Below are 13015 nucleotides of genomic sequence, written 5' to 3' on the forward strand. Positions count from 1 at the left end.
TTATCTCTCCTCTACCTCAATTATCCATTTAACAGCATCTATAATATAATGAGGCTCATCTTTTTGAATATAGTGACCACTTTGTTCTGCAATTACAAATGTATGATTGTTTGATAAGCGTAATAATTCTTCTTGCAATTGTAACCACTTCATTTGTGCTTCTTGCGAATAATAGGCTTTTTTACCAGCAACTAATACGGCAAGTGGAATATTTCTCATTGACTGACAATGTTTATTTGCTTCACTTAGACTAAACATAAACTCTTCATAAGAACTTTCATATACAAACTGTTTATAGTAAGCTTCCTGAAATTCCAGTGACATGATTGGCAAAAAATCTTCTTTATAATTTTCCGGTGTCGCATCAACCAAAACGATTCCCGACATATCTTCGGGATAAAAATTCGCAAATACACGTGCATTTATACCACCAAAAGAATGTCCTACAAAAATATAAGGTGGTTTCAATTGTAATTGCTCTAAACAACTTCTCAAATCTTTTATCATTTCAGAACTAATACGTCGCTTGGAACTCTTGCCACTTTTCCCTACTCCCGCTCGATCATATGTGAGTACCGTCCCATATTCCGTCAATTCTTCAGCAATAAGGTCCCATGCCTTTGAATAATCACCATAACCTGCTTCCATTATAATAACTGGCTGCAACTTCTTTCCTTGAAATACTTTTGAATACATTTTAAAATCATCAACTTGTACATATTTTTCTATACTTTTAACCATTGGCGATCACTTCTCTCCGATAAAGTTCTTCTTCAATTTGATTAATTATTTGATCTACAGATAATGCTCCATCCAACACAATATCTGAATTTGGCTTTACAGTATGAAGTGCCTCCAAATAGGCTTTTCTAGCATAGTTTATATAATGCTCTAAATCATTATGTATTTCACTTATTGTATCTTCTTTAAAATCTCGCAAAATTCTTCTAGCCATTGCAATATCTAAAGGCGTATCGATAAATATAGTTACATCAATGAATTGTCGCATTTCACTATTTAAGTATGCAAAAGGATAATCTACAATAATATAATCTACATTACTATCTCGTATAAGATGCTGAATATCCTTAATTAATGGTGTGAGTACCCATTCATCATAATTGGCTCCATCATCAATCCATTTACAAATATCAGTAGGACAGTTATCAAAGTTATATCTATCAAAATATAGTGCTTTTGAATTCATTAATTTATGAGTTAATCTTTCTGTAACAGTAGTTTTACCTCCTCCTGAAACAGCTGCAATTGTAATAATTTTCGTTTTTTTTTATTCATAAATTCCCACCATACCCCTTTTAATCGACATAACATAATTATAAACAACTATTGTTTTTTATCGCCCCATTCATATTCTAACATACTCATTTCCCATAAATTCCAATATGTCTCCCCTACTTTTTTCGACTCTCTTAATAAGCCTTCTTTTACAAATCCTATTTTTTCGTAACATGAAATAGCCGATGTATTAAAATCATAAACACCAAGCGTTACTCTATGTAGTTTTAATTCATCAAATGCAATATGAAGTACTGCTTTCATCATATGCTTCCCTATGGAACGTCCTCTCATTCTCGTATCACCAACTAGTACTTTACCAATCCTTGCAGATTTATTTATATGGTCTATTTGCCCAAGTGAAATATGACCAATTACTTCTTTAGTCTCTTCATCTATTACTTTGAATGCAAGTGTATTTTCACTTTCTATATATTTTTCTAATTGTTGTTCATGTAGGGGATATGTAAATGCATTTCCTGACCATTGTATTAAAAAACCTTCGGAATCAATCCAGTTTATTAATTGTTTGAAATCGGATCGTTTGAAGGGTTCTAATTTAATCAACTTCATTCTCCTTTCATACACCATTCTATATTTACTCAAACTTATTTCTATATATAGAATATATTCTCCTTTTATACGAAATGAAAATAAAGCCATTCATAAGAATGGCTTTACAAAAAACATAGCCCCATTATGCCATGTTTCTTATGTTAACAGTGGTTCAATCGCTTCAATTTTACAAACTGAAATAATTACTGTAACTACCCCAGCACTATTAGCAAGCTTTACAACATCACAAGTAACTGAAGAAACAGTTCCTGCATAATTATTACTTCCTGTTGTAATACGCACTGATCTGTTTACTAACTTTCTCAGCTCATCTCTAATTCCTTGTACACAGCAACAGTCACATGCCTTATTTTGCTCTTCATGTTCTTTTTTACACTCTTCAAAAACATCCCAACAATCATCCTGTTTGCCTGAACACTGTTTACATGAACACTTTTTTCTAGAATTACTATAACGAGATCCCAAAATCTCACCCCCTAGTCATTTCTATTAATATAGTATGTCCACTAGCTTCAAAGTGTACGAGGCAAAAACATAGAAAAGAAAAAACAAACACATGTACTAAACTATTCTGTATACATAAAAACTGACCTCTAATTATTAGAGGTCAGTTCACATTATACATGCCTTAATTTTATAATTTACTAGACTGCAATCCCTGAATAAATGGCACTACTTCAGGGTTTACAAGTGATGATAAATCACCTAATTCTTTCCCTAGATAAGCAGCTTTAATGACACGTCGCATTACTTTAGAATTACGCGTTTTCGGTAAATCTTCTACAACGTGAATATCTTTTGGACATAATGCTTTTCCAATATGAGAGTTTACTAAACTCATTAATTCTTTCTTTAATTCTCCTGTAAATGTTACATTATCTCTTAATACTACAAAACAATGACAAACTTCACCTTTTACATCATCTGGTACACCAATCGCGGCAGCTTCTATGACATCATTATGCTTCACAAGAATAGATTCATATTCAGCAGGTCCAATGCGTTTTCCAGCAATGTTTAGCGTATCATCTGAGCGTCCTGTAATAATATATTGCTCACCATCATAAACCACCCAGTCACCATGAACCCATTTATTTTCAAAACGTGACCAATATGTGTTCACGTAACGCTCATCGTCTTCCCAGAAACTTTTCGTCATACCAACCCAAGGTTTCTCTAAACATAATTCTCCAACTTCATCGCGAATTGGATTACCTTGATCATCGAGCACAACCGCCGCCATCCCTGGTAAAGAAGCATTAAAGCTAATCGGTGCAATTGGTTTAATAAGGACGTTCCCGAAAATCCCACCTGAAATTTCAGTTCCGCCTGAATAGTTACAAATTGGCACATTACTTTTTCCAACCGTTTCAAATAGCCACATCCAAGGATCTGGATTCCAAGGCTCGCCTGTTGAGGCAAATACTTCTAAACTCTTAAGCGAATGTTTATTTACATACTCATCACCTTTTGCCATTAACGCACGAATTAATGTTGGTGATATACCGAGATGTGTAATTTCATATTTATCAACTGTCTCCCATAAACGATCTGCTTCTGGGAAGTCCGGAACACCTTCATACATAACCATCGTTGCTCCATTAATGAGAGAGCCAAATAGTAAAAATGGTCCCATCATCCAGCCCATATCAGTTACCCATAATACACGGTCGCCTTGTTTTATATTCATCCCAAACCCTGCATCAAATGCTGCTTTCAAAGGGAAACCAGCATGAGTGTGTACGGTCCCTTTCGGTTTTCCAGTTGTACCTGATGTATAAATGAGCATTAACGGATCGTCACTATGCATTTCTTCAGCATGTACAAATGGCTTTTCTTTTTCTAACGTACTCCATGAGAAATCATAATCATGCGGTGTAAAATCATTTCCTGCGTGGCGCACGATAACGACTTTTTCAACAGTTGGACAATGCTCACAAGCTTTATCTACTTCATCTTTTAATGAAACAATCTTACCTCGGCGTGAAAAACCATCTGCAGTAATGATCATCTTTGATCCTGCTGCTTGCACGCGTGTCATGACTGCATCAGACGCAAATCCTGAGAATATTGGTGAAATAATTGCTCCGATTTTCATTACAGCTAGCATCGCAACAACTGTTTCTGGAATCATTGGCATATAAATTGTTACTCGGTCGCCTTTTTCAATACCCGCATGTTTCAAACCATTTGCAACGCGACTTACCCAGCTATCAAGTTCTTCATATGTAAATGATTTTGAAGTTCCATTTTCTCCTTCATACTGAAGTGCTGGTTGCGTTCTTGTTTCATCATCTGCAAGCCAGCGTGATAACACTGATTCTACAACGTTACATGTTCCGCCATTATACCACTGTGCAAACGGCGTACCATTTTGCAGGTCTAACACTTCTGTATAAGGTTTCATCCATTGATAGCCAACCGCTTTCTCAGCTTCTCCCCAAAACCAAGCTGTTTCTTCAATAGATTTATTATAAAACGTTTCATAATCTTCATACCCCAATGATTTCATCCAACCATATAAGCGTGTTTTTTCTTTATACTCTTCTGTTGGAAACCAAACTGCTTGTTTCAATGTTTTCCCCTCCTTAACTTTTTGAGCAAGAAAGCCCTAAATAGGGCTTTTAAACTGGATAAACAGGATGTTTACGATCCGTAAATACTTGATATTTACTCATATACATTTCGAATCGTCCTTTTAACTCTTCTCTTAAATTGTTTGGATGAACAATACCATCAATGACCATCTCTGATGCTAAATGGTAAATATCAATATCTTTCTTATACTCTTCTCGTTTTTCAGCAATGAAGCTATCACGCTCTTCTTCAGGTAAAGCTGCAATCTTATTTGCATATACAGCATTGACCGCGGCTTCTGGACCCATTACCGCAATAGAAGCTGTCGGTAATGCTAGGCAGCAATCTGGTTCAAAGGCTGGACCTGCCATCGCATATAAACCAGCACCATATGCTTTACGAACAACAATAGAAATTTTCGGTACAGTTGCTTCACTCATTGCAGAAATCATTTTTGCACCGTGACGAATAATACCAGCACGTTCCACTTTTGTACCAATCATAAATCCAGGTACATCTGCAAGGAATAATAACGGAATATGATATGCATCGCATAAATTTATAAACTTTGCTGCTTTATCAGCTGAATCGTGGAATAATACACCGCCTTTCATTCGCGGTTGATTTGCAATAATACCTACTGGCTTACCATCAATACGTGCTAAACCTGTAATGAGTTCTTGAGCAAATAATTTTTTCACTTCGTAGAAAGAACCTTCATCAATAACTCTATTAATAAGATTTTTCATATTGAAAGGAGCATTTTGATTTTCTGGAATGATTTGTTCTAACGTTTTATCGAATTGTTTCGGTTCTTGAGGTGTAACCAATGGAGTCTTTTCTAAGTAGTTGTTTGGAAAATATGAAATGTATTGTCTTGCTTGTGTAATCGCATCTTCTTCTGTTTTACATAAAACATCTCCACATCCTGATATAGAGCAATGCATACGAGCTCCGCCCATCTCTTCTAAAGTTACCTTTTCACCGATAACCATCTCAGCCATACGAGGAGATCCTAAATACATAGAAGCATTCCCTTCTACCATCATAACAACGTCACAAAAGGCTGGAATATATGCGCCACCAGCTGCAGAAGGTCCAAATAATAAACATACTTGCGGAACTTTACCTGATAATTTCACTTGATTATAGAAGATTCTTCCTGCACCGCGGCGCCCTGGGAACATTTCAACTTGATCCGTAATACGCGCCCCAGCAGAGTCAACTAAATAAAATAACGGAACACGTAATTTTTCTGCCGTTTCTTGAATACGTAAAATCTTTTCAACTGTACGTGCGCCCCATGATCCAGCCTTTACCGTAGAATCATTTGCCATTACGCATGCAGTACGACCATGTATTTTTCCCGTTGCCGTTATAACACCATCAGCAGGTAATCCCGTTTCTTCACAATTTGCAAATAATGCATCTTCTACATATTCACCATTATCAAATAAAAGAGCTAAGCGATCTCGAACGAATAGTTTACCTTTCGCTTTATTTTGTTCATGATATTTTGGTGCGCCGCCTTGTTTAATCGTTTCAACTCGTTCTTCAAATGTATTCGATTGTTGTTTTTGGTCTATCATATTTACTCCCCCTTATACATTGGTGTGCGTTTTTCCTTGAATGCCTGTAATCCTTCTAATCTATCTTTCGTATGGATTACACCTTCATACGCTTGTTTTTCCATTTGTAATCCGGTATGTAAATCAACTTGAATACCGTTTGAAATTGCTTCTTTCGCTAATCGAACAGCAATGGGACCATTACTAGCAATTTTCTCTGCTATTTCAATCGCTTTTTCTTCAAGTAAATGAGCTGGTACAACAAATTCTACTAGACCATATTCTTTCGCTTCTTGTGCCGAAATACGTCTTCCTGTATAAATTAATTCTTTCGCTCTACCAACACCAATTAATCTTGGCAAACGCTGCGTACCACCTGCTCCTGGTATAATTGCAAGTGTAGTTTCAGTAAGACCAAGACTTGCAGATTCAGCCGCAATTCTAAAATCACAAGCTAAACTTAATTCCGTACCACCACCAAGTGCGATGCCATTTATAGCAGCAATAACTGGCTGTGGTAATTGTTCAACCATTTCCATAGTAGTGCGAATCATACTAACAGCATGGCGAACTTGTTCTTCATTCATGCCAGCACGTTCTTTTAAATCAGCACCAGCACAAAACGCTTTTTCACCAGCACCTGTTAAAATAACTACACGAGTATTTGCCTCTTCATTTATTTGAGTTAATATGTTTTGTAACTCTTCTAATAACGCTAAAGATAATGAGTTTGCTTGTCTTTCACGATTTAATGAAATCTTTACAACGTGCGGTGTTGCATAATCAACTGAAATATTTTGTAATTGTAGCATCTTCTCACCTACTTATCGTTTTATGTTGAAGCGCTCTATACACATGACTCGGTAATTGGATATTTAATTTACTTTGAATAAATTGACTCGCTCTTAATAACTTCTCTTCATCAATATTCGTTTGGACCCCTAACTTATGGAGCATATGAACTAAGTCATCAGTTGCAACATTTCCTGATGCTCCTGGTGCATATGGACAGCCGCCAAGACCACCACAAGAACTATCAAATGTTGTAATGCCATATTCTAAAGACTTTACTACATTCGCAAGAGCCATTCCGTACGTATTATGGAAGTGCATTGCAAACTGCGAAGCATCATATTTCTTTAATAAATGCTCTAATACTCGCTCTACTTGTAACGGATTCGCTACTCCGATTGTGTCGCCAAGAGACACTTCATAAATGCCATATGAAAATAGTTGATCACATAATTCGTCAACTGCTATGGCACTTATATCCCCTTCATAAGGACATCCAAATACAGTAGACACATAGCCTCTTACTTTTTTGCCTTCGAATAATGCCTGTTTTGTTATATCTTCAATTACAACTAATGCTTCTTTAATGGATTTATTAATATTACTTTTATTATGAGATTCACTTGCTGATAAAAAAACATTCACCTCATCTACATTTTGCAAAAAAGCTCGTTCCAAACCATTTTGATTTGGAACAAGCGCTGCATATGTAACATTTGGGTCCCTTTTCAGCTCTGAAAACACATCATTTGCATCTGCCAATGCAGGGACCCATTTAGGGTGAACGAATGAGGAAACTTCAACGTACGATAATCCCGCCTCTGTAAGTAGTTGAATCCATTTTACTTTATCTTTTGTGCCAACAATCTTTTTTTCATTCTGTAAGCCATCACGTGGCCCGACTTCTTTAATGACAGCAAAATTAGGTAGTTTCAATTCGCTTCCCCCTATATCTCCCTATTCAATTTCTAGTAATACATCTCCTTCATTTACAAAATCGCCTTCTTGCACATTAATTTTCATAACTGTGCCAGCTTCTTCTGAAACGATTGGAATTTCCATTTTCATAGATTCCAAAATGACGACATCCTGCTCTTCCTCTACTGTATCTCCTACTCCTACAACAATCTTCCATACATTTCCTGCCATCGATGCATATACTTTCGTCATCATTTTTTCCCCCTTAGTATTTTTAAATCTTATTTTTTAACAAGTTGTTTCGTTACAAAACCCGTTGTATAAATACCACTTTTGAACACATCATCTTCCAATACTTGCAGTAGCATTGACGTGTTTGTTTTAATACCTTCTACTTTTAATTCTTCTAAAGCATCATGTAATTTTGAAATTGCTTCTTCACGAGTCTCACCATGAGCAATGACTTTCGCAATCATTGGATCATAGAAAGGTGTAATCGTTACTTGATTCTCCAAAAAGTGATCAATACGTACGTTTGTTGGAAGCGTTAAATCTGTAATTTTCCCAGGTGATGGGAAGAAAGTTTTCGGATCTTCTGCATAAATACGTGCCTCAATGGCATGACCACTACGTTTTATATCATCTTGTGTAAACGATAATTTCTCACCATATGCAATTAAAAGTTGTTGTTCTACAAGATCTAAACCCGTAATTTCTTCTGTCACTGGATGCTCTACTTGTAATCTCGTATTCATCTCTAAGAAATAGAAGTTCTTCTGCTCATCTACAAGAAACTCAACTGTACCAGCATTTGTATAACCTAGGGCTTTAGCAGCTTGTACAGCAACTTCACCCATCGCTTTTCGTGTATCTTCATCTAAAAATGGTGAAGGTGCTTCTTCAATCACTTTCTGATTTCGGCGTTGTACTGAACATTCACGCTCCCATAAATACACTGTGTTACCATGTGTATCTGCTAAAAGCTGAATTTCAATATGATGCGCGTCTGCTATATAGCGCTCTAAATACATTTCTCCGTTACCGAAGAAGTTTTGTGCTCTTGTTTTGTTGCTTTCAAATGCTTTGGTGAGCGTTTGCTCAGTTTCCATCAACTGCATTCCAATGCCTCCGCCTCCTGCGGATGCCTTCAACATTAATGGATAACCAATTTGTTTCGCAATTTCAATCGCTTCTTCAGCAGTTTCAATATTTGTAGTAATACCTGGAACTACTGGGACATCTGCAGCTTGCATTGCAATACGTGATTCGATTTTACTCCCCATCTTCGTAATGATTTCTTCTGATGGACCGATAAATACGATTCCTTCTTCTTTACAACGTATTGGAAAAGATGGATTCTCAGATAATAATCCATATCCCGGATGGATTGCTTCGGCATTTGTCTTCTTCGCTATTTCAATTATTTTTTCAAGGTTTAAATAGCTTTCTTGGACACGCGGCCCACCCACTAAGTAAGCTTCATTTGCCATTTTTACATGTAAGGCATTTTCATCTGCCTCAGAATAAATAGCAACAGTACGAATGCCAAGTTTTTGACAAGTTTTCATAATACGAACTGCGATTTCCCCGCGATTAGCAATTAATATTTTTTGAAACATAGTGATTCCTCCTTTTTATCTACATCCTAAATGTCTAGCAATTACGAGACGTTGAATTTCAGAAGTTCCTTCACCAATTTCTAATAGTTTTGCATCACGAATATGTCGTTCTACTTCATATTCACGCATATAGCCGTATCCACCGTGAATTTGTACCGCTTGATTTGCAATACGACTAGCAGCCTCAGATGCGAAAAGTTTTGCCATAGCCGCTTCTTTACCGAAAGGTTTATCGTTATCTTTTAACCAAGCTGCTTTATGTACTAAATTACGTGCTAGCTCTACTTCAGTCGCCATATCAGCTAATTTAAATTGAATCGCTTGGAAATTAGAAATTGCCTTTCCAAATTGTTGACGTTCTTTCGCATATTGCAATGCACGTTCAAATGCAGATTGTGCAATACCAACAGCTAATGCTGCGATTGAAATACGTCCTCCATCAAGTGTATATAAGAATTGTTTAAATCCTTTATTTACATCACCAAGAATATTTTCTTTTGGTACACGTACACCATCAAGTACGATTTCACAAGTATTAGAAGCACGTACGCCCATCTTATCGTAAGGGCTTGAAATCGTTAACCCTTCACTAGTAGTCGGTACGATAAATGCAGAAATACGTTTTCTACCATTCTCTTCAATACCGTTGACAGCGGTTACAATAATTGTATTTGCATACTCAGCATTTGTAATCCAACACTTCTCACCACTAATAACATACTCGTCTCCATCTAATATAGCTTTTGTTTGTGTACCACCTGCATCAGATCCAGCATTCGGCTCAGTTAATCCGAAAGCACCTAAAGTTTTGCCTGATGCCATTGGAACTAAATATTTCTGTTTTTGTTCTTCTGTACCGAAATAATAAATTGGAGAAGCACCTAATGAAATTGTTGCAGCGTAACTTAATCCTGTTCCACCACAAGCACGACCAATTTCTTCAACTGCTAACGCGTACGATACTGTATCGCCACCTGAACCTCCATACTCTTCTGGGAATGGGATGCCTAATAATCCTAGTTCGCCCATTTTTTGAAATGTTTCATATGGAAACTCTGCAGTTTTGTCATAATACACAGCTTTCGGTGCGATTTCCTTTTCAGCAAAGTCACGTACCATTTCTTTAATCATTTGTTTTTCGCGAGTTAGAGTAAATTCCATTCCGCTACACACCCCTTATCGAATATTGAGTTTCGACAGCGTGCGAGTTTCTACTACAAACATTACGAATGAAAAGACAAGAACATTAGTTAGATAATTGTTATAATTCTGTCATAATTTAATTTTAAAACAGATTCTGTACTAATGCACAAAAAAATTCCTACATTGTTCTACAACAACATAGGAGTTTTCTTGTCGAATTATGTAATTTTATGTTTAATAATCTCTACCTTTACCTGAATCTGAAATCTCTACTAAAGCTTCAGGATATGGTTCGAAATATGTTTGTCTTAATAAATACTTTTCATCAAATCGAAGAGCCCATGATTTTAAAATTGCAAGTAAGCTACTAAGCGGAATTTTCTTTTCTATATACTTTTGTATTAAATTTAAAAAATGATCTTTTTCTTGTTTTTTCAGCTTTGTTTTAAAGTATCCAAAAATATGCTCACATACATTTACATTTGATGTATAGCGGGGTGTGCGCATAAATAATTCATATAAAGTCTTCTCATAGTTTTCAAATACAACTTCGATCGTTTCATTTTTTTGATTTGCAATAATACGCCCTAATTCCTTTTGTTTCACCTGATTATATGCCATAAATAAATATTTATTATCCGACTGAAACGATACGAGGTCTTTCATATTTTTATTACGTTTAATCATCTTGTAATATGCGATTGTAAATAACCTTGTAAAGAAATGCTCTCTAATAATAAAATTCGACAATCTGCCTTCTTCTTCAATTGGAAGATGCGAAAATTTTTTTACTACTGCACCACCAAATAAGCCTGGTCCTTTCCCTTTTGCTGGTGCTTTTTCAAAACCAGAATAAATTTTCACATCACGCGTACCACAACTTGGCGAACGATTTTTTAAAATAAAACCATCCACATCTGATAACGTTTGTAAAAATTCATTTGAAAATTGCTCCATTTTTTCAGTGAGGTCTTCTCTTGTAGACGGTTGCACAAGTTTATTCACCCCTTTTTCTTCTACAATGCGTATCGTTTCACGAGGAGTCCCCAATCCAATCTCGACTTCTGGACAAACAGGTATAAATGTAACAAATGGCTGCAAATTTCGTATAGTTACATCCGGAATCATCTCTCCATTATAACGACAAGCATCAAACTCTAAACATTTACTTACAACGATTGTAGGTTTTGCAAATTGTCGCATTTCATTACCTCCTTAATGCTAGTCCGTATAATATAAATTGTACTAATATTAACATTTTAAGCAAAGTTTGATGCATTTAATTTTATGATAAATATATAGCCAATAATATATTAGCAATCATTCAACTCTATTTTCTATAAATGTGTCCTTTATAATGACGGTTTAGAAACTGTGAAACGAATAATACACACATGCTCTGGAGAAATTAATATGTAAGAAAGGAGGGAGCGTTATGAAGAAAAAATTATCATCTATTGTAAGTGTTTTAGCACTTTCTATTATGTTTTTAGGTACATCTGCCCATGCTGAATACGATGGAACTAATATGAATAGAGTTAATAACACTGATATTTCAACTCGAGTGAATGACAATAACTTAGACAGAGTTAATAATGATGTAAGAACTCGAAATGTAAATACAACAAATGATTTAAATGATAATCGTGATAGAAATAATAATTGGGCTTGGCTCGGTTTATTAGGACTAGCAGGATTATTAGGTCTTAGAAGAAGAGACAAAGAAGTACGTTAATTTAGAATGTTTTTAGTAAACAAGTACTTATTTATCAAAAATATAACAAATATAAATCGCCTTTTTAAAGGCGATTTATTATTTTACTTAAATGTAACATATGTAATTCATACTTCGACGATTAATTTCGTGGCGTTAATCCGTACAATATAAACTGAATCGTATTTTCAATTTCAGTTTCATCATCCCATTTTTCTTCAGGCAATAATAAAAACCGTGTTAATAATAAACCTAATACAGCTGATAAAGTAAGTCGTAAAACAGTAGCTGGGGGCATTTCAATAATTTCCCCTTTTTCTTGAAACTTTTCAATCAACTTTTTAAAATGTAAAAGTAATTCTGTTTCAACTAACTGTTGTATTTCATTTTTCAGTTCCGGGTGAAATGGCACTTCTTGAATTAATATTTTTATCATTGGAAAATGCTTTTTTGCAAAGTCAAATCTATTATGAATAACAACTCTTAGAAGCCCTTCATATGATTCATACTCCGATTTAAATATTTCCTTTGCGAATGCTTGTACGAAAAATGGTGCAGCAAACTTCATTAATGTCGGCATGACAACTGCTAATAATAAATCTTTTTTCGTTTTATAGTAGCGGAAGATTGTTCCTTCCGCTACACCAGCCCGTTTTGCAATTTCACTTGTTGAAGTTGAAGCATAACCTTTTTCTCCAAACATATCAACAGCCGCCTCTAATATACGCATTTGACGTTCATTTCGTTTGTCTGTATTTGTTGCGGCAATTAATTCTTCCAGCCAATCCTTCTTCATCTATAATACCCCTTTG

The 13015-nt window shown here is 35.5% G+C and carries 14 protein-coding genes; 1 reads left to right on the forward strand and 13 read right to left on the reverse strand.

Annotated features, from left to right (window positions below; translation table 11 throughout):
* From AC0L0O_RS11970 to AC0L0O_RS12025, 12 genes are all read right to left on the reverse strand, one after another.
* A complete protein-coding gene (locus AC0L0O_RS11970; RefSeq protein ID WP_428888800.1) occupies positions 1-741 on the reverse strand; it encodes an alpha/beta hydrolase in 741 nt (246 codons plus the stop codon).
* Complete coding sequence (locus AC0L0O_RS11975) at positions 734-1276, reverse strand: nucleoside/nucleotide kinase family protein (RefSeq protein ID WP_088125846.1); 543 nt, start codon at positions 1274-1276, stop codon at positions 734-736. The genes AC0L0O_RS11970 and AC0L0O_RS11975 overlap by 8 nt, the downstream gene beginning before the upstream one ends.
* A 68-nt stretch (positions 1277-1344) precedes the next feature.
* Positions 1345-1887, reverse strand: a complete 543-nt coding sequence (locus AC0L0O_RS11980) for a GNAT family N-acetyltransferase (RefSeq protein ID WP_002036363.1) — start codon at positions 1885-1887, stop codon at positions 1345-1347.
* A 120-nt stretch (positions 1888-2007) separates the two neighbouring features.
* Entirely contained in the window at positions 2008-2337 is a 330-nt protein-coding gene (exsK, locus tag AC0L0O_RS11985; protein ID WP_000535710.1) for an exosporium protein ExsK, read from the reverse strand.
* Positions 2338-2506: 169 nt separating this feature from the next.
* The gene (locus AC0L0O_RS11990) at positions 2507-4447 is read right to left on the reverse strand and encodes an AMP-binding protein (RefSeq protein WP_000806491.1); all 1941 of its coding nucleotides are present in this window, start codon (positions 4445-4447) and stop codon (positions 2507-2509) included.
* Positions 4448-4496: 49 nt separating this feature from the next.
* Positions 4497-6038 (reverse strand): acyl-CoA carboxylase subunit beta, encoded by a 1542-nt coding sequence (locus tag AC0L0O_RS11995; protein WP_473785761.1) that lies wholly within the window; start codon positions 6036-6038, stop codon positions 4497-4499.
* 2 nt (positions 6039-6040) lie between these two features.
* Positions 6041-6829, reverse strand: a complete 789-nt coding sequence (locus tag AC0L0O_RS12000) for an enoyl-CoA hydratase (protein ID WP_000939785.1) — start codon at positions 6827-6829, stop codon at positions 6041-6043.
* Positions 6830-6833: 4 nt separating this feature from the next.
* A complete protein-coding gene (gene mvaB / locus AC0L0O_RS12005) occupies positions 6834-7745 on the reverse strand; it encodes a hydroxymethylglutaryl-CoA lyase (RefSeq protein ID WP_000775424.1) in 912 nt (303 codons plus the stop codon).
* A gap of 21 nt (positions 7746-7766) precedes the next feature.
* On the reverse strand, positions 7767-7982 hold the full coding sequence (locus tag AC0L0O_RS12010; RefSeq protein WP_001985297.1) for an acetyl-CoA carboxylase biotin carboxyl carrier protein subunit: 216 nt from the start codon (positions 7980-7982) through the stop codon (positions 7767-7769).
* Positions 7983-8008: 26 nt separating this feature from the next.
* Positions 8009-9346, reverse strand: coding sequence for an acetyl-CoA carboxylase biotin carboxylase subunit (locus AC0L0O_RS12015; RefSeq protein WP_473785762.1), 1338 nt, complete (start codon positions 9344-9346; stop codon positions 8009-8011).
* 15 nt (positions 9347-9361) lie between these two features.
* On the reverse strand, positions 9362-10507 hold the full coding sequence (locus tag AC0L0O_RS12020) for an acyl-CoA dehydrogenase (RefSeq protein ID WP_000397269.1): 1146 nt from the start codon (positions 10505-10507) through the stop codon (positions 9362-9364).
* A gap of 216 nt (positions 10508-10723) precedes the next feature.
* On the reverse strand, positions 10724-11692 hold the full coding sequence (locus tag AC0L0O_RS12025) for a YbgA family protein (protein WP_001248630.1): 969 nt from the start codon (positions 11690-11692) through the stop codon (positions 10724-10726).
* Between the two features lie 232 nt (positions 11693-11924).
* On the opposite strand from AC0L0O_RS12025, the gene AC0L0O_RS12030 reads away from it, so the two are divergent.
* A complete protein-coding gene (locus AC0L0O_RS12030) occupies positions 11925-12224 on the forward strand; it encodes a WGxxGxxG family protein (protein ID WP_000728162.1) in 300 nt (99 codons plus the stop codon).
* A 121-nt stretch (positions 12225-12345) separates the two neighbouring features.
* Here the strand turns inward: AC0L0O_RS12030 and AC0L0O_RS12035 are convergent, their stop codons facing one another.
* Positions 12346-12999 carry a TetR/AcrR family transcriptional regulator gene (locus AC0L0O_RS12035; RefSeq protein WP_000711168.1) on the reverse strand — a complete coding sequence of 218 codons (654 nt, stop codon included), beginning with the start codon at positions 12997-12999 and terminating at the stop codon, positions 12346-12348.
* Positions 13000-13015: the final 16 nt, after the last annotated feature.

The organism is Bacillus sp. GS3m_15504 (assembly GCF_055825275.1).

Excerpts from the sequence above, each read along its gene's own strand:
- AC0L0O_RS11970 (WP_428888800.1), bottom strand. The coding sequence starts at position 741 with ATGGTTAAAAGTATAGAAAAATATGTACAAGTTGATGATTTTAAAATG.
- AC0L0O_RS11980 (WP_002036363.1), bottom strand. The coding sequence starts at position 1,887 with ATGGTGTATGAAAGGAGAATGAAGTTGATTAAATTAGAACCCTTCAAA.
- AC0L0O_RS11995 (WP_473785761.1), bottom strand. The coding sequence starts at position 6,038 with ATGATAGACCAAAAACAACAATCGAATACATTTGAAGAACGAGTTGAA.
- AC0L0O_RS12000 (WP_000939785.1), bottom strand. The coding sequence starts at position 6,829 with ATGCTACAATTACAAAATATTTCAGTTGATTATGCAACACCGCACGTT.
- AC0L0O_RS12010 (WP_001985297.1), bottom strand. The coding sequence starts at position 7,982 with ATGATGACGAAAGTATATGCATCGATGGCAGGAAATGTATGGAAGATT.
- AC0L0O_RS12015 (WP_473785762.1), bottom strand. The coding sequence starts at position 9,346 with ATGTTTCAAAAAATATTAATTGCTAATCGCGGGGAAATCGCAGTTCGT.
- AC0L0O_RS12020 (WP_000397269.1), bottom strand. The coding sequence starts at position 10,507 with ATGGAATTTACTCTAACTCGCGAAAAACAAATGATTAAAGAAATGGTA.
- AC0L0O_RS12025 (WP_001248630.1), bottom strand. The coding sequence starts at position 11,692 with ATGCGACAATTTGCAAAACCTACAATCGTTGTAAGTAAATGTTTAGAG.
- AC0L0O_RS12030 (WP_000728162.1), top strand. The coding sequence starts at position 11,925 with ATGAAGAAAAAATTATCATCTATTGTAAGTGTTTTAGCACTTTCTATT.
- AC0L0O_RS12035 (WP_000711168.1), bottom strand. The coding sequence starts at position 12,999 with ATGAAGAAGGATTGGCTGGAAGAATTAATTGCCGCAACAAATACAGAC.